At 72.2% G+C, this 22167-nt stretch carries 25 protein-coding genes; 12 read left to right on the top strand and 13 right to left on the bottom strand.

The features are described from left to right. Window positions 1-7 precede the first annotated feature (7 nt). The gene (locus tag C1A17_RS08755) at window positions 8-742 is read left to right on the top strand and encodes a ribonuclease FAU-1 family protein (protein WP_245873609.1); all 735 of its coding nucleotides are present in this window, start codon (window positions 8-10) and stop codon (window positions 740-742) included. A gap of 90 nt (window positions 743-832) precedes the next feature. After that, window positions 833-1852 carry an NADP-dependent oxidoreductase gene (locus tag C1A17_RS08750; RefSeq protein WP_101652640.1) on the top strand — a complete coding sequence of 340 codons (1020 nt, stop codon included), beginning with the start codon at window positions 833-835 and terminating at the stop codon, window positions 1850-1852. Between the two features lie 110 nt (window positions 1853-1962). Here C1A17_RS08750 and C1A17_RS14185 read toward each other — a convergent pair whose 3' ends face one another. Beyond that, window positions 1963-2130 carry a hypothetical protein gene (locus C1A17_RS14185; RefSeq protein WP_180953259.1) on the bottom strand — a complete coding sequence of 56 codons (168 nt, stop codon included), beginning with the start codon at window positions 2128-2130 and terminating at the stop codon, window positions 1963-1965. Window positions 2131-2253: 123 nt separating this feature from the next. Here C1A17_RS14185 and C1A17_RS08745 point away from each other — a divergent pair, with 123 nt between their 5' ends. Continuing rightward, entirely contained in the window at window positions 2254-2805 is a 552-nt protein-coding gene (locus C1A17_RS08745; RefSeq protein WP_101652639.1) for a MerR family transcriptional regulator, read from the top strand. Continuing rightward, on the top strand, window positions 2802-3770 hold the full coding sequence (locus C1A17_RS08740; RefSeq protein WP_101652638.1) for an aldo/keto reductase: 969 nt from the start codon (window positions 2802-2804) through the stop codon (window positions 3768-3770). Before C1A17_RS08745 ends, C1A17_RS08740 begins: the two co-directional genes overlap by 4 nt. A 118-nt stretch (window positions 3771-3888) precedes the next feature. Here the strand turns inward: C1A17_RS08740 and C1A17_RS08735 are convergent, their stop codons facing one another. From C1A17_RS08735 to C1A17_RS08690, 10 genes are all read right to left on the bottom strand, one after another. Next, the gene (locus tag C1A17_RS08735) at window positions 3889-5025 is read right to left on the bottom strand and encodes an asparaginase domain-containing protein (protein WP_101652637.1); all 1137 of its coding nucleotides are present in this window, start codon (window positions 5023-5025) and stop codon (window positions 3889-3891) included. Between the two features lie 145 nt (window positions 5026-5170). Further along, a complete protein-coding gene (locus tag C1A17_RS08730; protein WP_101652636.1) occupies window positions 5171-5641 on the bottom strand; it encodes a DinB family protein in 471 nt (156 codons plus the stop codon). A gap of 253 nt (window positions 5642-5894) precedes the next feature. Continuing rightward, on the bottom strand, window positions 5895-7037 hold the full coding sequence (locus C1A17_RS08725; protein WP_101652635.1) for an ATP-binding protein: 1143 nt from the start codon (window positions 7035-7037) through the stop codon (window positions 5895-5897). A 183-nt stretch (window positions 7038-7220) separates the two neighbouring features. Next, a complete protein-coding gene (locus C1A17_RS08720) occupies window positions 7221-8075 on the bottom strand; it encodes a prenyltransferase (protein ID WP_245873608.1) in 855 nt (284 codons plus the stop codon). Beyond that, the gene (locus C1A17_RS08715) at window positions 8065-8472 is read right to left on the bottom strand and encodes a lycopene cyclase domain-containing protein (RefSeq protein ID WP_101652634.1); all 408 of its coding nucleotides are present in this window, start codon (window positions 8470-8472) and stop codon (window positions 8065-8067) included. Before C1A17_RS08715 ends, C1A17_RS08720 begins: the two co-directional genes overlap by 11 nt. After that, window positions 8469-8912, bottom strand: coding sequence for a lycopene cyclase domain-containing protein (locus tag C1A17_RS08710; protein WP_101652633.1), 444 nt, complete (start codon window positions 8910-8912; stop codon window positions 8469-8471). Before C1A17_RS08710 ends, C1A17_RS08715 begins: the two co-directional genes overlap by 4 nt. Beyond that, on the bottom strand, window positions 8912-10489 hold the full coding sequence (gene crtI / locus C1A17_RS08705) for a phytoene desaturase family protein (protein WP_101652632.1): 1578 nt from the start codon (window positions 10487-10489) through the stop codon (window positions 8912-8914). The genes C1A17_RS08710 and crtI overlap by 1 nt, the downstream gene beginning before the upstream one ends. Beyond that, window positions 10486-11364, bottom strand: coding sequence for a phytoene/squalene synthase family protein (locus C1A17_RS08700; RefSeq protein ID WP_101652631.1), 879 nt, complete (start codon window positions 11362-11364; stop codon window positions 10486-10488). The genes crtI and C1A17_RS08700 overlap by 4 nt, the downstream gene beginning before the upstream one ends. Beyond that, window positions 11361-12002 carry a MarR family winged helix-turn-helix transcriptional regulator gene (locus C1A17_RS08695; RefSeq protein ID WP_180953258.1) on the bottom strand — a complete coding sequence of 214 codons (642 nt, stop codon included), beginning with the start codon at window positions 12000-12002 and terminating at the stop codon, window positions 11361-11363. Before C1A17_RS08695 ends, C1A17_RS08700 begins: the two co-directional genes overlap by 4 nt. A gap of 88 nt (window positions 12003-12090) precedes the next feature. Further along, window positions 12091-13164: an NAD(P)H-binding protein gene (locus C1A17_RS08690; RefSeq protein WP_101652629.1), complete on the bottom strand. Its 1074-nt coding sequence runs from the start codon at window positions 13162-13164 to the stop codon at window positions 12091-12093. Window positions 13165-13217: 53 nt separating this feature from the next. Between C1A17_RS08690 and C1A17_RS08685 the strand changes: the two genes are divergently transcribed. From C1A17_RS08685 to C1A17_RS08670, 4 genes are all read left to right on the top strand, one after another. Then, window positions 13218-13880: a CPBP family intramembrane glutamic endopeptidase gene (locus tag C1A17_RS08685; protein WP_101652628.1), complete on the top strand. Its 663-nt coding sequence runs from the start codon at window positions 13218-13220 to the stop codon at window positions 13878-13880. After that, window positions 13877-14533: a hypothetical protein gene (locus C1A17_RS08680; RefSeq protein WP_101652627.1), complete on the top strand. Its 657-nt coding sequence runs from the start codon at window positions 13877-13879 to the stop codon at window positions 14531-14533. The genes C1A17_RS08685 and C1A17_RS08680 overlap by 4 nt, the downstream gene beginning before the upstream one ends. Before the next feature lie 63 nt (window positions 14534-14596). Next, the gene (locus tag C1A17_RS14180) at window positions 14597-15283 is read left to right on the top strand and encodes a hypothetical protein (RefSeq protein ID WP_180953257.1); all 687 of its coding nucleotides are present in this window, start codon (window positions 14597-14599) and stop codon (window positions 15281-15283) included. After that, window positions 15280-15759 (top strand): thiol-disulfide oxidoreductase DCC family protein, encoded by a 480-nt coding sequence (locus C1A17_RS08670; RefSeq protein ID WP_245873607.1) that lies wholly within the window; start codon window positions 15280-15282, stop codon window positions 15757-15759. The genes C1A17_RS14180 and C1A17_RS08670 overlap by 4 nt, the downstream gene beginning before the upstream one ends. 238 nt (window positions 15760-15997) lie before the next feature. Here C1A17_RS08670 and C1A17_RS08665 read toward each other — a convergent pair whose 3' ends face one another. Then, the gene (locus tag C1A17_RS08665; RefSeq protein WP_101652625.1) at window positions 15998-16402 is read right to left on the bottom strand and encodes a VOC family protein; all 405 of its coding nucleotides are present in this window, start codon (window positions 16400-16402) and stop codon (window positions 15998-16000) included. A gap of 31 nt (window positions 16403-16433) precedes the next feature. Next, window positions 16434-17117, bottom strand: coding sequence for an NAD(P)H-dependent oxidoreductase (locus C1A17_RS08660; RefSeq protein WP_101652624.1), 684 nt, complete (start codon window positions 17115-17117; stop codon window positions 16434-16436). A 100-nt stretch (window positions 17118-17217) separates the two neighbouring features. On the opposite strand from C1A17_RS08660, the gene C1A17_RS08655 reads away from it, so the two are divergent. The 4 genes from C1A17_RS08655 to C1A17_RS08640 all read left to right on the top strand — a co-directional run bounded on the left by C1A17_RS08655 (window position 17218) and on the right by C1A17_RS08640 (window position 22097). Then, entirely contained in the window at window positions 17218-17838 is a 621-nt protein-coding gene (locus C1A17_RS08655) for a TetR/AcrR family transcriptional regulator (protein WP_180953256.1), read from the top strand. A 101-nt stretch (window positions 17839-17939) separates the two neighbouring features. Then, on the top strand, window positions 17940-19163 hold the full coding sequence (locus tag C1A17_RS08650) for a PQQ-dependent sugar dehydrogenase (RefSeq protein ID WP_245873605.1): 1224 nt from the start codon (window positions 17940-17942) through the stop codon (window positions 19161-19163). A gap of 245 nt (window positions 19164-19408) precedes the next feature. Next, window positions 19409-20674, top strand: a complete 1266-nt coding sequence (locus tag C1A17_RS14865; RefSeq protein WP_101653605.1) for an alpha/beta fold hydrolase — start codon at window positions 19409-19411, stop codon at window positions 20672-20674. Between the two features lie 70 nt (window positions 20675-20744). Next, window positions 20745-22097: an alpha/beta fold hydrolase gene (locus tag C1A17_RS08640; protein ID WP_146000615.1), complete on the top strand. Its 1353-nt coding sequence runs from the start codon at window positions 20745-20747 to the stop codon at window positions 22095-22097. Window positions 22098-22167 lie beyond the last annotated feature (70 nt).

Here is a 22167-nt window from a genome sequence, read left to right as displayed (position 1 = left end):
TGTTCGCGTGGAGAGCATCGACCCGTTCCCGATCACCCTCCCCGCAGGCACCCGGCCGGTGGGCAAGGGGCCCTTCGCCGCCCCGGGGGACCTCGTGCGCTGGCGGTTCCGGCGCTGCGACTTCGACCGGGTGGGCGGTGAGGTCGTGCAGCCGATGCGGGTCGTCCGCGACGACGAGCGCGGACTCGTGCTGTGGCTCGCCGGGGGCACGCCGACCGCCGACCTGAGGATCCGCGGGTACGAGCACCTCGACCCCCATGCGGTCCCGCACGCCGCGCGCTTCGTGCCGGTGGACCGCGCTCCCGAGCGGGTGCAGATCCTGCGCCGCTGGCACGGCCGCGGGGTGCTGCGGATCGTGCCGACCGGGATGCCGTTCTCCGTCTGGGTGTTCCGCTCCGCAGAGGGGGCTCACCGCAGCTGGTACATCAATCTCGAGCACCGTCATCGGCGCCTCGGTACCGAACTCTTCACGAGCGACCACATCCTCGACCTCGTCATCGGAGCGGACGGCGCGGTCGCGCGGAAGGACGAGGACGAGCTCGCCGGCGCGGTGCACCACGGGATGTGGTCGCCCGGCATCGCCGCCGCGATCGAGGCGAACGCGGACCTGGCGCTCGCGGCGCACGCCGACGGCCACTGGGCGTTCGACCCGGAGTGGACGCAATGGGACCCGGACCCCGCCTGGCCGGTGCCCGGAACGGAGGAGATCGCCGAATGGGTGGGCGACCGGCCGACGACCTAGACTGGTGACCGGCGTCACGTCCATGTGTGACTCAGCAGGGCGCGCCGTCGCTCAGAGCCTCACCGCCGCACAGCAGCCGAAGGAGATTGCATGTCCGAGTCGAACCGCCGCATCCGTCTGGGGTCCCGCCCCGTGGGAGTCCCGCAGCCCGACGATTTCATCCACGACGACGCCCCGATCGGGACGCCCGGCGACGGAGAGGTCCTGCTCCGCACGCGCTATCTCTCCCTCGACCCGTACATGCGCGGGCGGCTGTCCGACGCGAAGTCCTATGCGAAGCCGGTCGAGGTCGGCGACGTCATCGTCGGCGCGACCGTGTCCGAGGTCGTCGAGTCGAACGATCCCGGATTCTCCGCGGGGCAGACCGTGCTGTCCTACGGCGGCTGGCAGTCGTACTCCGTCGAGCCAGCCGCGCAGCTGCGCCTCCTCGATCCGGAGGAGGCTCCGGTGACCACCGCCCTCGGCGTGCTCGGCATGCCCGGGTTCACCGCCTATTCGGGTCTCCTCGAGATCGGACGCCCCCAGGAGGGCGAGACCGTGGCCGTGGCCGCGGCCACCGGGCCGGTCGGTTCGGCCGTCGGGCAGATCGCGAAGATCAAGGGCTGCACCGCCGTCGGCATCGCCGGCGGGCCGGAGAAGGTCGCCTACCTCGAGGAGCTCGGCTTCGACGTCGCGCTCGACCACCGGGGCGAGGATCTGCGCGGGGCGCTCAAGCAGGCGGTGCCGCAGGGCATCGACGTGTACTTCGAGAACGTCAGCGGGCCGGTGTGGGACGCCGTGCTCCCGCGGCTCAACACCTTCGCCCGCGTGCCGGTGTGCGGCCTGGCCGCCGGATACAACGCGACGGAGGTGCCGCCCGGCCCGGACAAGTCCGCCGCCCTCATGCGGAACATCCTCACGAAGAGCCTGCTGCTGCGCGGCTTCATCCAGACGGAGTTCGTCGAATCGATGTTCTCCGACTTCCTGCGCGACATGGGCCAGTGGGTGCGGGAGGGCAGGGTCAAGTACCGCGAGGACATCACCGAAGGCCTCGACAGCGCCCCGCAGACCTTCGTCGGGATGCTCGAGGGGAAGAACTTCGGCAAGACGATCATCCAGGTCGGGGAGTGAGACCCCCGGCTCCCCGCGAATGACCTGGGCCCCTGCACTCCGCGGAGTGCAGGGGCCCAGGTCGTCCGTCGGCGGCGCGGCGCACCGGCACCGCGCCGCCGGGGGCTGGATCAGCTGCGCGGGTCGTCGTGGGCCTCCGGGTCGAGGTGCGGTGCGCCCTTGTCGCGGCGGACCTTGACGACGAGGGCCGTCACCGCAGCACCGACGAGCGTGCTCGCCAGTGCGATGAGGAGGCCTGCGCCCTCGTACGGGGAGCGGTTCGGATTGTCCTTGGTCATGACGGTTCCCTTCAGTCGCGCCGGTCATCCCGTCAACGCACGGGCCCGGTGTTCTGTTCCCGAATTCGGTCGATCATCGGCGCTCTTGCCTTCGAGTGCGCTTGACGCCCTAGGGTTCCGAACATGGCACCCGTGAACGACCTGCTCGACCAGGTCATGACGTCCCTCGGTCGCTTCGGCCATCCCCTCGACAGCGCGGCGATCGACCGACTCATCGATTCGGCGATCGCGGATGCGGACATCGCCCCGCTCACCACGATCTCCGAGGTCGCCGCGCTCACCCGCACCACCCCGAGCACCATCCGCTACTACGAATCGGAGGGCCTCCTCGCGATTCCGCGGGACGAGCTCAACCGACGGGTCTTCGACATCGACGCGATCAAGCAGCTCGTGTTCCTCACCTGGATGCGACTGTCGGGCATGAGCATGCGCCGGCTCAAGGAGTACGCGGCGCTCACCGCGGCCGGACCGCAGACGGTCGCGGCCCGCCTGCAGATCATGGAGGAGCACCGCGCCGATCTGCGCCGGCGCATCGCCGACCTCGAGTTCGCGCTCGCAGTGACGACCTACAAGATCGACCGCCACGGCGGAGCGTGCGGCCCGGACACGATGGACGAACTGCTCCCCGCAGCGGACTCCGATGCCCGCACCTCGGCGGACGGAGGTGCGTCATGACGCGCATCGGCGATCTCGCGGTGTCGCGCGTGGGCCTCGGCTGCATGGGGATGTCGATGACCTACGGCCGACCCGATGCCGCCTCGGCCCGGGCGACGCTCGATCGCGCCCTCGAGCTCGGGATCACCCTGTTCGACACCGCCGCGATGTACGGCCGCGGCCACAACGAGCGGTTCCTCGGCGAGCATCTCGCGCCTCGTCGGGCCTCGGTCCGGGACCGGATCGTCATCGCCACCAAATGGGGCCTCGGGACGAACCTCCTCGGAATGCCGAACTCCCAGAACGGCACGCCGGAGCACTGCCGGGCCTCCGTCGAGCAGTCGCTGCGCCGCCTCGGCGTCGAGGAGATCGATCTCCTCTATCTCCACCGGGTCGACCCGAAGGTGCCCGTCGAGGAATCCGTCAGCGCGATGGCCGAACTCGTCACTGCCGGGACCGTTCGGGAGATCGGACTGTCCGAAGCGACGGCGGAGGAGATCCGCCGGGCCCGGACCGTCCACCCGATCGCCGCTCTGCAGAGCGAATGGTCGCTGTTCTCCCGCGACATCGAGGACGGTCCGCTGCAGGCCGCTCGCGAGACCGGGACGGCGATCGTGCCCTACAGCCCGCTCGGCCGCGGCATGCTCACCGGAGCCGCTCGTTCCACCACCCGGCTGCCGCTCCTCGACTACCGGCGGTTCCTTCCGCGGTGGCGGAGGTCGAACCTCAGGGCCAACCTCGCCGCCGTCACGCGGGTCGAGCGGATCGCGCGGCGGCACGGAGCGACGGCGGGCCAGGTGGCGCTCGCCTGGGTGCTCGCCCAGGGAACAGACGTCGTCCCGATCCCGGGGACGACCCGTCCGGAGAATCTCGAGTCGAACTGGCAGGCGCAGGAGATCGAGCTCGGGAGCGCGGATCTGGCTGCGCTCGACGACATCCGTCCCGCCGGCGAGCGCACCGTCCGATACGACCGACCCGACGCCTGACCGCCGAGCGTCGTTCGGTTGTGCGAGCGCAGGGGCACGGCCTCCGGAGGGTGTGCGGTCGGCTCTGTGACCAGCGGTCCGGATGGACGCTGTGCGCCGGGCCGTGCGGCGTCCCGGGTCAGCGGAACGCGGCGAACACCTCGGCGGGGTCGATCCCCCGGGCCAGGGCGAGCGTGAGTGCGATCCGAGCCGTGCGCGGGTCGAGGCACCCGGCCGGGATCAGTCCCCGCCCGAGCAGATCGATCTCCGCCCCCGGATAGCCGTACGTCGACTCGAGAGTCGCGCCGGCACCGGTGCGGGAGGCGAGGACGACCGGCATCCGCGCGGCGAGGGCGGCCACCCGCTCGACGGCCCACTCAGCGACGTGCCCGCCGCCGGCTCCGGCGATCACCGCGCCCGCGTACCCGAGGTCCGGCAGTGCGGTGAGGTGCTCGAGCCCGTCGTCGAACCCGACCTCGATCTGCGCCACCCGAGGGAACCCGTCGCCCGCACCGGAGTCATGCGGGTCGCCGTCGGCGTTCGGGGGTGCTGATCTGTGCCCCTCGGTGACTTCCTCAGCATCCTCCGGCTCGGAAGCCACCGACTCGGCGTGCTCCGGCACCGCGAGCCCGGCCGGCAGGGACCTCGGCACCGGGACGTGCGGGAGGTGCAGCCGATCCTCCGCGACCCAGCCGAGCGCACCGATGACCGGGCCCGAGGTGAAGGGCGAGACGTGGCTCGCGTGCGCCTTCCGGACGAAGACGGGGTCGTGCACCTCGTCGGCGAACACGAGCGCCGCCCGCAGTCCGGCGGCTTCCGGGGCGAGCGCGACGACGGCGGCCGCGCGGACGTTGGCCGGGCCGTCGGCTCCGGGGAGAGTCGGATTGCGCATCGCACCGGTGAGGACGATCGGGATGCCCGCGTCGTTGAGCAGCGCGAGCGCGAACGCGGAGTCCTCGAGGGTGTCGGTGCCCTGGGTGAGGACGATGCCGGTGGCCCCGCGCCGGGCGGCCGCCCGCGCCGACCGCACGACCCGGTGGAGGATGTCGAGGGTGATGCTGCCGGAGCCGACCTGGGCGAGCTGCTCGACCGTGACCTCGACGGGGTCCCCGGGCAGCGAATCGAGGCGGGCGGCGGCGGTGATCTCCGCCGCGGTGATCGACGGGGCGACACCGGACGGGGTGTCCGTCGGGCCGCCGCCGGCGGATCCCGGCCGACCGGCCGGCGAGCTCGAGGCGATCGTGCCGCCCAGGGCGATGACGTGGAGTGTGCGCATGCGGTCCTCGGATGGTCGGGGGTGCGGGTGTGTGCGGACGAACCGGTGGGCGAGGCCGGAGACGGTTCGGGGAGCCGGATGATCGGACTGCGCCGATCGGACCGGACGCGGTTGAGGAAGCTGCGCCGATCGGGCCGGTCCCGGTTCAGGGCTCCGGGTCGCCCGCCCGGAGCAGGTCGAGGGTGATCTCGAGGTGCCCGAGGTGCTGGCACAGCTCCTCGAACACGTGGAGGAGAACCCCGAAGGTCGTCTGCGACCACGGGCCGTACCCGGTGGCCGGGGCGACCGGCGGTGCGGCCCAGTCGGTGGCGGCGAGGTCGTCGAGGAAGGCCCGGCGCACCTCGGCGGCTCGGACGATGAGATCGGCGACCGGACCGGCGGCGCTGAACTCCGCGTCGCGGTCCCGTGGCACCGTGACCCCGAGATTCACCGTCGAGGACCATCGTCGCATCATCCCCAGGCAATGGGTGAGGAGCGCGTAGGGCGAGTTCGCCCCGGGAACGGCGGGTACGGCGTTCGCGGTCGCGTCGTCGAGTGCCCCCACCGCGTCGACGATCTCGTCGAGCTTGACGAGGGAGAAGTCGATGAGCGTCTGCACGGCGGGCGGTGCGGTCACGACGGGTCCTTCCTGCGTGGGGCCGAGGTGGTCCTCAGCGTGCTCCGGCGGCCGAATCCCGCAGCGGCCGGGGCCCGGTGTCGGCGGGGTGAGTGCGGTGCGGGTTCGTCGGCCGAGATGTCGACGGATCCTGCAGTTGCCCACGATACCTGCACAGTCTCCGTCGTCAGGTGCAGTTTCCGTCGCCGTCTGCAGGATCTGCGCGGTTCTCGGCGGCCGCGTCCGGCCGAATGCGGAGCCCGCAGGCTGCGGCTCAGCCCTCGAGCAGGTACTCGCGGGTGTAGGGCAGGGTGAAGCGGACGTACCCGCGTCCGGCGGCCTCGATGACCCCGCGGGTGATGAGGCGTTCGCGGTAGACGCTGCCGTACTTCGCCGTCACGCCCATCCGGCGGGCGACCTCCGCCGTCCGGGAGCGGTCCTCGTCGGCCGCCATCGCGAGCACGTAGCTGCGCTCCTTCTCGGTGAGTCCTCCGATGGCCGGCTCATGGATCTGCCGATGCATCGCCGCGCGGGCGCGCGCCACCGCCTCCTCGACGTGGACGGCGGTGATGACGTCGTCGTCGCCGGCGGCCCGCCACGAGCGGTCGCCGATGAGCTGGATGAGGAACGGGTAGTGCCCGCTCGCCGCGATCGCCGCCTCGAGCGCTTCGCGGGTGATCGTCTTCCCCGCCTGGGTGATCGGCGCCTCGAGGGCGATCCGGGTGTTCTCCGGGCTGAGGTTGCCGAGCGTCACGCGTTCGGCGCGCCGCAGGTAGGTCGAGACGTCGTCGTCGACGAGGCTCGTGATCGCCTGCGGGAGCCCGGCGGCGACGAACGCCACCGGCGCCTCCTGGCTGAACGCGTAGGCGATCGCATCGGTGACGAGACGGAGCTCGTCGAGCTGCGAGCGGTGGACCTCGTCGAGGGTGAGGACGAGGCCGGTGCCGTGGTCGGCGAGGATGGCGAGCACCCGCATGAGCTGGTGGCGGAAGTCCGGTGTGAGCGGGTTCGTGCTCTCCGTCCGCGTGGTGAGCCCGCCCGCGCCGAAGGGCAGGGTCACTCCGACGACCGAGGACTCCACCGTGTCCGCGGCGTCGAGCGCTGCGAGAGCCTCGGGCAGCCGGGTCGCGGTGAGGCTCGCGGCGAATCCGGGGGAGGCCTGGGCGTGCACGCTCAGCCACTGCCGGCTCGCCGCGACCTCGTGGAAGACGTGGAGCAGGACGCTCTTGCCGACGCCGCGCTGACCGGTGACGAGGGTGGCCCGCCCGGTCGCACCCGGGCCGCTGTCGAGGGCATAGGCGAAGTCGTTGACCTCGGCCTGCCGTCCGACGAGAGCGGGCGGGATGACGCCGAACGTCGGGGTGAACGGCGAGGGCGAGGCGCCGGGCACGGGCGGCGGAGGGATGGTGACGGTCACAGGGAGCACCTCCGTGAGATTCTTTTAGACTTTTGAGAATATCGCTGTCCGTGACGCAACGGAAGGCCTCCGGCCGCCGCGAGACGTGTGCGCAGTCGGTCCTATGGATTCCTTGAGATTCTTTGGACTGCGAGCCTGGGCCGAGCGCGCGGGCAGCCGACCGCGTCACAGGACCATGTCCGGTCAGCCCAGCGCCACCCAGATCATCAGCAGCGTGACGAGGAAGCCGACGACGTAGTTGAGCCACAGGAACACCGACCAGCCGCGGTGGGCCTCGGCCGAGGTGCGATCGCTGATCGACCAGAACCGTCCCGCGTTGATCGCGTACGGGAGGGTGAGCAGCCCGGCGAGCGGCACCGGCCAGGCGGTGGGGACGAGCAGGGCGCCGGCGACGAGGTACATCGCCGTCGTGAGCCGGACGGTCGTCCGTGCGCCGAGCACGGTGGCCACCGAGGCGAGACCGCCCTCGCGGTCCGGGACGATGTCCTGCACCGCGCCGAACGCCTGGCTCGCGATCCCCCAGAGGAAGAACGCCGCGAGGACGAGCCAGCCGTCCGCGCCGATCGGCCACCCGAGCAGCGCGAGGGCGAACCAGGCCGGAGACGAGAAGTGCGTCGACGAGGTGATCGAGTCGAGGACGGGGATCTCCTTGAACCGCAGGCCCTTGATCGAGTACGCGAGCAGAGCGAACACGCTCAGCGCGAGCACGGCCGTCGACAGCGCGGTGCCGAGGACGACGAAGGCGAGGAGGAACGGCAGGCACGCGACTGCGGAGGCGAGGAGGATCCGCCGGTGCTGCTCCGGGGAGGCGAGGTGCCCCTCGACCCCGCCCTTGCGCGGGTTCCGGAGATCCGATTCGTAGTCGAACACGTCGTTGATCCCGTACATCGCGAGGTTGTACGGCACGAGGAAGAACACGACGCCGAGGACGAAGAGGACATCCACCGTCCCGCCGGCGAGCAGGTATGCGGCGCCGAACGGGAACGCGGTATTCACCCAGGACACCGGACGGGAGGCGAGGACGAGCTCACGGATCACGGCGATCGACCTCCTCGTCCGCAGAATCGAGGGCGGCGCCCGGTTCGATGCCGGGATCGCGGCGCACCGCGCTGTCCGGCCGTGCACCGACCCCGGATCCCGGGCGGCGGCGCCGGCCGAGCAGCTCCCACAGGGCGGGCAGGAGGAGGACGGCGACGATCGTGTAGGCGAGGTCCTCGATCGGCATGAGCCCGATCATCACGCCGGAGATCCGGTCCTCGGCGTAGGAGAAGAGGTCGATGCTGATCATGAGGTTGTCGAAGACGATGGTGAGCGCGATCATCGCGCCGGCGGTGACGAGGAGCGCGATCCGCGACAGGGCGCCGGAGCGCCAGGCGAGGGCAGTGATGACGAGGGCCGGTACGAGGAAAACGAGGTTGATGAGCGTGTACGTCACGGCCGGCCCCCTGCCCGCGGGTCGTGCACGTCGGCCGTTCCGGGGGTGCGCGGGGCCTCCCCGCCCGCGACCCGCGGCCGCCCGCCCGTGCCCGCGCCTGCGACCCGCTTGCTCGCCGCCCGGTCGGCCCGCGCGCGCAGGGTCCGGGAGCAGCCGGTGTAGAGGTTCATCGTGAGCCAGCAGAGGAAGGCGAGGAAGACGACCTCCTCGAGCGGCAGCTCGGGTGCGAGGTCGATCCCGATCATGTACGGGCTGTCGCCGCGGTGGAAGATCCCGGTGAGGATCCCCGCGCCATCCCACACGAGGAATGCGGCGAGACCGATCCCGTGGACGATCGCGGCCCGTTTGGGGTCGGCGAACCAGAACAGCCGATGCCGCCGGTCGAGGATCGCCATGCCGACGAGGCTGAACAGCAGGCAGCCGAGGTAGGCCCAGCTCATCACAGGGATTCCAGCCAGCCGCCCGAGGTGTCCCCGCGCAGCTCCTTGACGACGTTCTCCGCGCTGATGAGGCACATCGGCAGGCCGACTCCGGGTGCGGTGAAGGCGCCGGCGTAGAGCAGGTTGTCGAGCCGGGTGGCGCGCAGACCGGCCGGACGGCGGGGCCCGCCGCGGAGGAACACGCTCTGCGTCAGGGTGTTCGACGGCCCGAGCACCGTGCCCTGCCAGGCATGGAAATCGTCCGCGTAGTCCCCGGGGCCGAGCGCGCGGCGCACGACGACGTGCGTGGCGAGATCGTCCTCCTCCGACCAGCGGGCGATCTGCTCGATGATCCGGTCGCAGTACTCCTCGAAGACCGGCTGTCCGGCGCGCAGCGCGGGGTCGGCGGGGCAGGGGACGAGGACGAAAAGGTTCTCGCAGCCCTCCGGGGCGACGCCCGGATCGGTGCGTGAGGGCGCGCAGACATAGACCGAGGCGGGATCGGGGAGCGACTTCTCCTCCCCGAACACGGCCGCGAAGTTCGCATCCCAGTCCGCGGTGAAGAACAGCGAGTGGTGGGCGAGCGATTCGACCCGCCGGTCGATCCCGAGCATGAGGACGATCCCGCCCATCCCGGGATCGCGGCGGCGCCACGTGGCGGGCCCCGCGGTGCGGAACCCCGGGTCGAGCAGGCGGGTCTCGAGATGGTGGAGGTCGCATGCGGCGACGACATGATCGGCGGCGAACACCTCGAGCCCGTTCGCGGTGCGCGCGACGACCTCGGTGATCGTGCCGCGCCGCCGCCCGGTGAGCGTCCGGATGCGCCCGCGCGAGGTCTCCGCGGGGAGCGCGACGACCTCGGCCCCGGTGTGGATCTCGACCCCGGCGGCGAGCGCCAGCCGCTCGATCGCATCGATGATCGTGTGCATCCCGCCGCGCGGGTACTGCACCCCGTCGACGAGGTCGAGGCGGCTCATGAGGTGGTAGATGCCGGGGGCGCGCTCGGGGTACATCGCGAGGAACACCGCCGGATAGCCGAGGATCTGTCGGAGCAGCGGATGCTCGACGGTCGCGTCGATGCGCGCGGCGAGCGAGCCGGTGAGCATCCCCGTGAGCGGGCCGAGGCGGGTGAGCAGCTCGGGGTGGGCGAGCGCGGACGGGGAGCGGAAGGTGCTGTAGAGGAAGTGCCGGAGCGCGAGGTCGTAGGCCTCTGAGGCGGAATCGAGGTAGGCGTCGAGGCGCTCGCCGCTGCCGGGCTCGAGGGATTCGAAGAGCTCCCGGACCTGAGGGCGGCCGTAGGGGACGTCGACGACCGCGCCGGATTCGGAGAACACCCGGTAGCCGGGATCGAGGGTGACGAGATCGAGCTGCTCGGCGCTCGAGGTGCCGCACAGCCGGAAGAAGTGGTCGAACACCTCGGCCATGAGATACCAGCTCGGCCCGGTGTCGAAGGTGAATCCCGCCTCCCGGTGGATGCCGGCCCGGCCGCCGAGCCAGGTGTTGCGCTCGAGCACGGTGACCGCATGGCCGTCCCGGGCGAGGAGGGCGGCGGTGGCGAGGCCGGCGATCCCGCCCCCGATGACGACGGTGCGGGTCATCGTGCTCCTCGGGTGCGTGTCAGGGGGCGGCCGGCCGCGGCGGCTGCCGCGATCGCGAGTTTACGCGGGTTCGAGACCCGGATCCGCGTCGAGCCCACCCGCTGCGCCGGCGTGCGGTCGATGATCCGCGTGAGCTCGCCGAAGATCCCGTGGGCCGTCCACACCGCCGGATGCACGCGCCGGGGGAGGTGCGGGATCCGCTCCGCGGCCCGGTCGAGGTCGGCGGTGATGTCGGCGACGATCGCGGACTTCGCGGCGTCGGTGAGCCGGCGCGGGTCGACGCCGGGGAAGTACGCGCGGCCGCGCTCCGCGTCCTCGCCGAGGTCGCGGAGGAAGTTGATCTTCTGGAAGGCCGCGCCGAGCGAGCGCGCGCCGCGGGTGATCTCCGCCTCGCGGGCGGCCGGGATCGGGGCGCCGTCGAAGAAGGCGCGTACGCACATCTCGCCGACGACCTCGGCGGACCCGTGGACGTAGGCGGCGAGGCCGGCCTCGTCCTGGACGTCGTGGGCGGTGTCGGAGCGCATCGAGGCGAAGAACGGCCGCCACAGCTCCGGTCCGATCTCGGTGTGCCGGGCGGTGTGCGCGAAGGCGTGGGCGATGACGTCGGAGGAGAACCCGCAGGCGACCGCCGCTTCGATCCGCTCCTCGAACCGGTCGAGCTCGGCGCGCGCCTGGGCCGGATCCGCCGTGTCCCACGCCCCGTCGACGATCTCGTCGGCCACCCGGACCATGCCGTAGATGCTGCCGATGTGGGCCCGGACGGGACCGGGCAGCGTGCGGACCGCGAGCGAGAACGAGGTCGAATAGCGGGTGAGGACGAGCTGGGCGGCCCGTTGGGCGGTGCCCGTGTAGAGGCGGGCGGCGGGCGTCGTCATGCCGTCGGCTCCTCTCCCCGCGGACCGTCATCCGGGGTGCCGGTCGCGCGCGGTGCGGAGCCCGCTTCGGCCTGGGCAGCCGCGACCTCGTCCTGGGCGTGCTGGACGGCGCGGGTGAGCATGACGATGATCGCGTCGAACAGCGCGATGTCATCCGGGTGGATCCCGCGCATGACGTGCATCATGTGGTCGACGAGCGGGGCGAACATGTCCGCGCCCATCTGCCGGGCCCGCTCGGTGGCGTGGAGGATGACGGCCCGGTGATCGGTCTCGGACCGGTGGCGGGTGAGGTGCCCGTCGCGCACGAGGCGGTCGATGAGGGCGGAGGTCGCCGGTCCGGAGAGCACGAGGCGCTTGCGGAGATCCGTCGGCGTGATCGCGTACCCGCGGCGGTCGGCCTCGACGACGGCGTTGATCGCATGGACATCGGTGTGCCACATGCCCTCGGTCCGCCGCACCGTCTCGAAGTAGCGGTCCGATTCGACGGTGAACTTCTGGAGCAGGAAGAGCGAGGAGAACCCGGTCTCGTTCCGGTGCGGACTGCGGCTGTCAGCGGGAGCTCCGCCCACCGGCACCGACGCGTTCACCGGTGGGGCTGCGTCCCCGGGTGCCCCTCCGGCATTCTCATCCTCGGTCATAGTTCCACGATAGATCAGAAGGTCGTGAATCGGCCACGTCGATTTCCGAAAGCGGTTCCACGGTGGAACTATCCATCCGGTGACCTCCTCAGCGGTCGCGCGCGAACAGATGTCCGAACGTGCTCCGGTAGCGGGTGGCGCCCTCGATCTCGACCGCGCCGCCGGCCCACCGGGGGTCGGTGTCCGCGCCGGTCTGCGGATCACCGCCGAGCTCGGTGCCGGTGCGTGCGGGGCTGAGCGCGCGGCGGATCGCCGAGGCGGTGTCGAGGCGCGGGCCGTCGGCGCACCACTCGGCGGGTTCGGCATTCGAGCACACCATGTCCTCGGCGACGCTGTGGGCGAGCGCGGTGACGACGGTCTCCGGCAGCCCGGTGATCCGGGCGACGGCGGGTCCGACGACCTCGGCGGGCACGGGGCCGGCGGGCACGTGAGGGCGCCGCAGCCCGGCGACCTGGGCGTACAGGCGGATGAAGTCGGGGTAGCGCATGACATCGGGGCCGCCGATGTCGAGGTGCCCGGTCCGATCCGAGCCGAGCGCCCACGTCAGCGCCCGAAGCACGTCGACGACGGCGATCGGCTGCACCCAGTTGTGCATCCAGCCGGGCACCGGGATCGTCGGCAGGCGCTCGGTGAGCCGCCGGACGAGTTCGAAGCTCGTCGATCCCGCCCCGACGATGATCGCCGCCCGCAGTGACAGGGCGGGGACCGCGCCGGAGGTGAGGATGTCCTCGACCTCGAGCCTGGACCGGACGTGCTCGGAGTGCCGGGTGGAGAACCGGCGGCTGCCCCCGGTGGAGAGATCGGTGCGGGCGAGCGGGCGATCCGCCGGGACGAGCCCCGACTGGTAGACGATGCGCGACACCCCTGCGGCCGCCGCGGCTGCGGCGAAGTCACGGGCGGCCCGGGCGTCGAGGCGGGCGAAGTCGCGGTCGGCCATCGAGTGGACGAGGTAGACCGCGGCATCGCAGCCCTCGAGCGCGGGTCCCAGGGTCTCCGGCCGCAGCGCGTCGAACTCGACCGCGCGCACCCGTGGACCCCACGGGAACTCCGCGATCCGGGCGGGAGTCCGGACGCCGGCGGTCACCTCGTGCCCGGCGGACAGCAGGGCGGGCACGAGACGTGATCCGAGATAGCCGGTGGCTCCGGTGACGAAGACGCGCATGGGGCTCCTGTTCGCTGGCGGTGGGGGCGGGCCGTTCCCCTAGTATCGACCCTGTGGCGCACGTCCAGCACCCGTCCGCTCCCGCCCCCCGCCGCGTCGCGTGGCCGGTCGTGGCGGTCATCGTCCTGTGCCTCGTCCTCGGGACCGCGTTCCTCCACCTGACGTTCCGCGTCGGCTACGACACCGCGCTGTTCTACCGCTTCTCGCTCGTGCTCGGCGCCTGCTGGGTGGCCGTCGGGATCGCCGGCCGTGCGCTCGGGGACGGCTTGACCGGGGCCGAGCGCGCGCCCCTGGGCCGGGCCGTCGGCATCGGGGCGGTCGGCGGTTTCGCGGTCGGGGTGGTGAGCATCATCGGCGCCTGGGTCCTCTCCCTCGTGCCGTGGACCGCCGACCTCATCGTCAGCGTCCTCGGCCCCATCGGCGCGGAGAACTTCACCGCCGTCTTCATCACCGCCGTCCTCGTCGGCGCCGCCGAGGAGCTCGCGTTCCGGGGCGGGGTCTTCGCCCTGTTCCGACGCCGCCCCATCCTCTGGTCGACGGTGATCTATGCGATCGTCACGTGCGCGACGATCAATCCGGCGCTCGTCGTCGCCACCGTGGTCATCGGCGTGCCCTTCGCGTGGCTGCGGGCCCGGACGGGCCGGGTCGCCGCCGCCGTCACCGCCCACGTCGTGTGGACGACGGTGACGCTGTCCGTGCTGTCGGTGATCGTATGAGCGCCGGGGCCTCCGGGGCCGCGCGGCTCCTCGCTCTCGCGGGCGCCGTGGGCCTCGCGTGCGCCGGGTGCGGCGCATTCGGCGCGTTCGGCACACGTGAGGACCCGTTCCCGGTGCAGGCGACGGCGAAGGGCGTGACGCCGCAGTTCGACCTCGCCGTCGAGGACGACCGCCTCGTCGTCGAGTACGTGCTGGAGAACCGCGGGGAGGAGCCCGTCGTCGTCATCGATCAGCTGCCCCGGATCATCGGAATGGGCGAACTCGAAGCTGAGGACATCGATCCCGCGCTCGCCTACGTCAGCGCGCCGGGAGGCGGGATCGTGCGGGTGTCGCGCCAGGTCTGGGGCCTCGGGGACGAATCCGGCGACGCCTCGGTCCAGCCGGTGGTGGGCGGCACCCGGATCGCGCCGGGGGAGGGGCACCGCGGGCGGATGGAGGTGCCGCTCCCCGCCGAGGCGCGCGGTCCCGAGTACTCGAGTCCGGACTACTCCGATCGCGGATTGCGCCGGGCGGACTCGATCCAGGTCTGCCTCGGCATCGTCGACGACCTCGACGGGGACGCCGAGCTCGTGCCGGTGCCGGCGGGCGTCGACGGCCAGGTGCTCCTGTGCTCGGGAACCGAGGCGCTTCCCGCCGAGATGACTCTCGACTGAGGTCAGAGGCACAATGGGAGGTGCACGATCCGAACCGGTCCCCGATCCGAGAAGGTGACACGCATGAGCATCCCCCCTCCGCCCGGAGCCCCGCAGCCCTCCCCGCAGTACGGAGCGCCGCAGTATGGAGCGCAACAACCCGCACCGCCGCCGGGGCCCGGAGCCGTCCCGCCGCCGGGCGGGCAGGCCGGTGGACATCCGGGTGGGAAGCCCCCGGGCCGCGGGATGAAGCGCTGGGGCCAGGGCCTGACGTGGGCCGGAGTCGCACTCGTTGTCCTCGGCATCGGGATCGCTGTCCTCACCGGGGTGCTCGGATTCGGCAATGCGGTGCCGAGCGAGGACCGGATGACCTTCGTCCACACCACCGGCACCGTCGTCGCGGAGGCGGACGAGGACCTCTACCTCTACGTCCGCGAGGGCGACGCGCCGCCGGTATGCACCGTCTACCCGTCGGGACAGGCCGAGGTGCACCCGATCGAGAACCCGATCTCGACGAGCTTCACCCACCAGGGCACGCAGTACCACGCGAACGGCGGATTCACCGTGACGGAGTCCGGCACCTACGAGATCGAGTGCACGACCCCCGAGGTCCTCGTCGCCCCGAGCGTGTCCGGTGGCGCGATCGCGGGCGGAGTGCTCGGCGTCGTCGGCGGATCGCTCACCGCCGTGGCCGGCGGTTTCGTCCTCGTCCTCGGCATCGTGCTGTGGATCATCGGCGCGAACCGGATGAAGAAGTCCGGGATGCGATGACCGCCGCGCCGGACGCGCGCCTCACCGTGCTCTTCGACGGGCACTGCGGCTTCTGCACGCGCTGCGTGGAGGAGGTGCGGCGGCTCGACGACCGGGGCCGCGTCGAGTTCCTCGCGCATCAGGTGCCCGGGGTGCGGGAGCGCTGGGGCGTCACGCGCGCGCAGGCCGAGTACCAGCTGTGGGCGATCGGTCCCGGCGGCGAGCGATCCGGGGGAGCGCAGGCGGTCGCCGCGATCCTCGACACCCTCCTCGGTCTCGATCCGGGGACGCGCGGCCGGAACCCGGGTCGAGTGCGGCTGCCGCGCGCACCCCTGAGCCGGGCCTCCCGGCTCCCGCTCGTCGAGCCGCTCCTCGACCGGGCCTATCAGTGGGTGGCGCGCAACCGCGGGCGGTTTCAGTGGGTGGCGCGCAACCGCGGGCGGTTCCCCGGCACGACCCCCTGGTGCTCCTCCCACCCCACCGACTGCCCCTCCTGAAAGAGCAATTTCCGAAGGTTCCTGAGAGCGACAACGCAGTTCTTCGCAATCTCAGCGGGGTGTGACACCCGCCTCGGCATGCTGCGGGCGCGGTCGGACTGTCGACGACGCGCGCGGGCGGCGTGCACCTGCTCGGCGGGTCCGTTCGCCACCCGCACACCGCGGGTCAGCACCCGAGCCCGAGGCGGATGCTCAGTGCCGCTGAGCGCGGACGCACCTCGCCGCCGAGACGGACGCCTCAGCCGACGAAGATGCAGAACGGGTGACCTGCTGGATCGGCGAAGATGACGATCGGTTCGTCCGGATCGGTGCGCTTATCGATGATCTCCCGCGCCCCGAGCTCGAGGGCGCGAGCGCGGTAGTGGTCGAGGGTGGACGTGTCCCCGACGGTGAAGTCGAGGTGGAGCTGCTGGTGCACCTCGGTGCTCGGCCAGGTGGGACGCGGCAGGTGCTCGGTGGCCTGGAACGCGAGCCGCTGACCGTCGGGGGCTTCGAGGATGAGGAAGTCGTCGTTCCCGCCACCGGGTTCGTCGCCGGCCCGGTAGCGCCAGCCGAGGAGGAGCCGGTAGAACTCCGCGAGGGCGCGATGGTCCTCGGCGTCGAGGACGGTGGACCGCAGTCGGGGATAGTCGTGGTCGCTCATGCGCCCAGCGTCCCACCGTTCGGCCCCGGTGTCAGCCCCCGACGAGGGATCCGGCGCCCTGCTCGCGGGCACGCGCGGTGCGGACCTGCTCCCGGATCGCGAACGGATCCGAGAGGATCCTCCGCGACCCGCGCGCGAGTCCGCGGGCATCGCCGGCCCCGATCTCCCCGGCGCGGTCGAGCCACGTCTCGCGGTCCGCAGCGCTGCTCGTGCGGACCGGTCCGAAGCGGCTGAAGCGCACGGGCCTGAAACCGGTGAACCTCAGGGTCGAGCGGGCGATCTGCTTCTTCGTCGGGTGCCCCTGGAGGGGGCCGAGGTACCAGACCGGCGAATCGGTCGTGAGGAGGAGCCGCGCCGAGCGGCCGGTGAAGTGCCCCTTCGGCATCGAGCCCTCGTAGTGGTAGGCCCACCCGGCTTCGAAGACCCGGTCGAAGAACCCCTTGAGCAGGGCGGGCGTCGAGCCCCACCACAGCGGGGTGAAGAGCGCCAGGTGGGCCGACTCCGCGATGAGCTCCTGCGCCCGGACGAGGTCGGGTTCGAGCGGCTGGTGGCCGCGGTAGCCGCCGTGGAGGATCGGGTCGAAGTCGAGGTCGCGCACGGTGAGGCGCGTGACCGCGCCGCCGGCGGCCTCGGCCCCGGCGGCATAGGAATCGGCGAGGGCGGCGGTGAGGGATGCGGGGTTCGGGTGGCCGTCGAGGACGAGGACGGGGGACATGTCGATCTCCTGGGCGGGGGTGCGTCTCCCGCACGGGACCGTACGGGATTCTTACAGTGTCAAGATGTTGCCGGGATCAGTCTCGACTAGAATCTTTCGCATGTCAAGATCTGTCTCCGAGACCTCGCGTCCGTACCATCACGGCAATCTGCGCAGCGCGCTCCTCGACGCCGCCTTCGACCTCCTCGCCGCGACCCCGCCGAGCGCGCTCAGCCTCCGCGCCGTCGCCCGGCAGGCTCAGGTGAGCCACGCGGCCCCCTACCACTACTTCACCGACCGCACCGCTCTCCTCGAGGCGCTCGGCACCGAGTGCATGGTGCGGTTCGTCGATGCCCAGGAGGAGGCGACGGAGGCCGCGCCCACGGGGATCGAGAAGCTCCGCGCACAGGGCCTCGCCTACATCGGCTTCGCGGAGGAGCACCCGCACGCCTTCCAGCTCATCTACGATCCGACGATCTGCATCCCCGGCAGCCCGACGCCCGAGCGGGCCGTCCAGATCGAGCGCATCGAAACCCTGCTCGGGGCCAACGCCGTCGCCGCACAGCGCGAGGGGCTGTTCGCCGGCGCCCCGAGCGAGGCGCTCGCCGTGGGTCTCTGGGGCACCGTCCACGGACTCGCCCGGCTCCTCATCGAGGGGCACTTCGACCACGCCGCCGCTGTCGCGGCGATCGAGGCGATCGCGGTGCCGGGCGGGCCCTCGGAGGCGGTCGGCTCCTCCTGACGGGTGTGTCGGCGATCGCCGTTACGCGATCGTGACGGCAGGCGCCGCCGAACCCCGGGACAATGGGAGCGGACCTGACCCCGAGGTGCGGGAGCGCCGCGATGACCCTGTTCCGGACCACGACGATGATCTCCGCCGGGTGCCTCATCCTCGGCGTGCTCGCCGCCTGCGTTCCCGGGGGTGATCCCGGTGCCGATGGCTCCGCCCGGCCGGCGACGAGCATCGAGACCGGCACCCCCTCATCCGCGTCGCCGACACCTGCCGCGTCCGACGCCGGTGCGGAACCGGCCGCGCCCGAGGTGCTCGCCACCGGTCTCGACGCCCCCTGGTCCGTCGTGCCGCTGCCGGACGGCTCGGTCCTCGTGTCCGAGCGGGATTCCGGCCGCATCCTCCGCGTGATCGACGGGAGGACGGAGACCATCGGAGAGGTCGAGGGTGTGGCCCACGGCGGCGAGGGAGGCCTCCTCGGGCTCGCGCTCGCACCGGAGCCGGCCGGCCCTGCCGGGACCGGCGACGGCGGGACCGTCTCCGACGCGGCTCGGCTCTACGCCTACCTCACCGCCGCCGACGGCAACCGGGTGGTGAGCTACGCGCTCACCGGGTCCGGTTCCGACCTCGCGCTCGGCGAGCGCCAGGACGTGCTCACCGGGATCCCGGCCTCCGGGATCCACAACGGCGGGCGGATCGCCTTCGGCCCCGATGGTCGGCTCTACGTCAGCACCGGGGACGCCTCCGAACGGCCGGCTGCCCAGGATCCGGATTCGCTCGCCGGGAAGATCCTGCGCCTCGAACCCGACGGGTCCGTCCCGGAGGACAACCCGACGGCCGGATCCCCGGTCTATTCGCTCGGCCATCGCAACGTCCAGGGTCTGGCCTGGGATGATGCGGGGCGGCTCTGGGCCTCGGAGTTCGGGGCGAACGCCTGGGACGAGCTCAACCTCATCGAACCCGGCGGGAACTACGGGTGGCCCGAAGTCGAGGGGTTCGGCGGCACCGGCGAGCACCTCGAACCCGAGCGCGTGTGGCCGACCGCCGAGGCGAGCCCGAGCGGGCTCGCTCATGTGGGCGGCACCCTCGTGCTCGCGAGCCTGCGCGGCGAGCGGCTGTGGGCGGTCGAGGTTCCCGAGGGGGATCCGGAGGTCACCGGTGAGTCCGATCAGCTGCCCGCCGAATCGCTGTTCGCGGGCGAGTACGGCCGCATCCGTGACGTCGTCCCCGATCCCGCGGCGGGGGAGCGCGGCATCCTCTTCATCACCAACGCCACCGACGGCCGCGGCGACCCCGGTCCCGACGACGACCGACTCCTCCGCACCACCCTCCCCTGAGCACTCAATTTCCGAAGGTTCCTGAGAACGCAACCGCAGGAATTCGCGATCTCACGCCGCGTTCCACGCCAGTTGTAGCGGCCCCGCGCGGCCCCGCGTTCTCCGGCCCCGCGCGGTCCCGCGCCCGCAGCGACTCACCCGCGGCGACTCACCCGCTGCGGCACACCCGCGCGTCCCGCATGCCCCGACCGCGCACGGCCATTCGATAGCCTGCTCCTGACACGACCTCCAGCGAAAGGCCCGCCATGCCGGCCACTGCCCGTCCGTCGTCCAGCATCCTCCCCGCCGCCCTCGCCACCGCCGGAGCCCTCGCCGGTGCCGTTGCGCTCACCGCCGGCGGATACGTCCTCCGCAACACCACCTATGCCCGACTCGATCGCCTTCGCGCCGAGCGCGCGGGCTTCGAACTCCGCACGACCATGGTCAACGGCGTCCGCGTCCGCTTCGCCGAGGGGCCCGACTCCGGGCCCGCGCTCCTCCTCATCCCCGGCCAGGTGAGCGACCTGTGGAACTACGCCCGGGTCATGCGTGACCTCGCACGCGACTTCCACGTCTATGCCGTCGACGTCCCCGGGCACGGCGGTTCGGAGGCCGACCCCGACCTCTACTCCACTGCGGTGATCGGCGAGCTGTTCGCCGATTTCGTCGCCGGGGTCATCGGCGAGCAGGCGGTGGTGTCCGGCCACTCCTCCGGCGGTCTCATCGCCGCATGGATGGCCGCCTCCCGGCCCGAGGTGGTCGCCGCCGTCGTGCTCGAGGCCCCGCCGTTCTTCTCCTCGGTGCTGCCCGCCGCGGAGACGACCACGAACCACGTCGACCTCGCGACCTCGGCCCACACCTTCATCGCCGAGGCGCAGGAGCGCCTGGAGCCCGAACGCGCCGCTGCGCCCGGTCCCGCCGCGGAGACCACCCCTCTCGCGGACCCCCAGCGCGCCTCGGCGATCTCCCTGTACCTCGGACCGGCGCACGCCGATCTTCGACATGTTCGGCGACGCCGGTCCGAGGTACAGGGAGAAGGCGCTCGCCCTGCGTGCCGAGCAGCCGCCCCGCACCGTGCGCTGGGCCACCATGCCCCCGGTGCTCAACGAGTTCTTCCGCGGGATGGACGACTACGACCCCCGGTTCGGGCAGGCGTTCTACGACGGCAGCTTCCACGACCACGACGACCATGCGACCACCCTCGCCGCGATCGCCGTCCCCGCGCTGCTCATCCACTGCACCTGGTTCCGCGACGAGAACGGCATCCTCATGGCGGCGATGAGCGGGGACGATGCCGAGCGCGCTCGGTCGCTCATCCCGGACGTCCGGTTCGAGCGGGCCGATTCCGGCCACACCTTCCACTTCGAGCACCCGCGCCGGTACGCCCGGCTGGTCCGGGAGTTCACCGCGGACACCGTGGGCGAGGTCGACTTCCTCGACTGAAGAAGCGGACGACCGAGGCGCCGGACGACCGAGGCGCCGCAGCCCGGCCGGCCCCAGCCAGCGCGGCCGACCCCAACCGACCCAGGTGACACCGACCGGCCCGGCCATTCCCAACCGACCCCGGCCGGCCCCGACCCGGCCGCCTCCTACACTGGGTGCGTGGACAGATCCCTCACCATGCGTCGCCGAGCGCTGCGCGTTCCCGGCCTGCGCTCGATCCGCCGCCCGATCGGCCCCCGGTCCGCCGGTGCCGAGGCGCCCGCCACCGGGCCCGGTCCCCGCGCCGGCGCCCCTGGTGCCCCTTCCGAACAGAACCCCCATACCGGCCCGGAGTTCGACCTCCACTACGTCCGGACCGGGTCGAGCACCTACCGGCGCGGGTCCGATCCCGTCGCCCCCGCCTCGGGCACGGCTGCGCTGCCGCTCGTCATCATCCCCGGCGGACCCGGGCTCGCCTCCGCGCTGCCCTACGACCAGGTGCGCCGCCGGGCCGCCGCCCGCGGTCTCGAGGTCGTCATGGTCGAGCACCGCGGCGTCGGGCTGTCCCGCCGCGACCTCGACGGTCATGACCTGCCGCAGGAGGCGATGTCGGTGGAGCTCGCCGTCGCGGACCTCGCCGCCGTCCTCGACGCCGAGGGCATCGACCGCGCGGTCATCATCGGCTCCTCCTACGGCACGTACGTCGCCCAGGCCTTCGCCGTCGACCACCCCGATCGGGTGGGCGGCCTCGTGCTCGATTCGCCGATGCTCGCGGAGAGCGACGAGAAGGTCGCCCGCGAATTCAGCCGCGACCTCCTCTACTGCGGAACCGCGGGGTGGCCCGAGACGCGCCTGCTCGCCGCCAAGGTCTACGATCTCGTCGACACCGGTGTCGTCGACGAGCTCACCCTGGGTCGCGACGTGCGGATCATCTACGAGTTCGCCGGCCCCCGCACGCTCGACCGGTTCCTCAACCAGGTCAAGGCGGGCCGGGCGAAGCGCACGCTCGCGTTCCTCGACAAGGCCGCCTCGGGCGACACCGGCGAGGGCCTGCCCTACTACATGGAATTCGACATCGTGGGCGAGATCGCGTTCCGCGAGCTCAGCTTCTTCGCCGCCGGCGACGGCCGGATCTTCGACCAGACCCACGAGTTCGAGGCGATCCGGTCGAAGTACTCCGACTATGCCGGTCAGCCCTACGACTTCCCGGCCGCGCTGCCGACCTTCGACTTCCCGGTGCTCGTGCTCTCCGGCGAGCGCGACCTCCGCACGCCGCGGCCGGTCGCCGAGGAGATCGTCCGGCTCGCTCCCCGCGGGCACCTCGTGCCCCTGCCGGACAGCGGGCACAGCGCCCTCGACACGCACCTCCTGCCGGTGCTCGTCGCGGCCGAGGCGATCGCGACCGGCCGTGTCGCCGAGCTCGCGTGGAACCCCGAGCGGTTCGCCGGCCTCCCGCGGGTGACCGGACCCTCGGGCATTCTTCCGCGGCTGATCGACGCGAACCTCATGCTCGATCGCATCCTCTCCCGCTGACCGGGGCCGCTCCCGCTGACCGGGGCCGGGTGCCTGCGGGTTCAGGCGCCCAGCCACCGGCGGTCGCGCC

This window comes from Brevibacterium ihuae (genome assembly GCF_900184225.1).
In the GTDB taxonomy this organism is placed as follows: domain Bacteria; phylum Actinomycetota; class Actinomycetes; order Actinomycetales; family Brevibacteriaceae; genus Brevibacterium; species Brevibacterium ihuae.
Note: the sequence above shows the minus strand (reverse complement) of the source record. Positions and strands in the feature narration are given on the sequence as shown.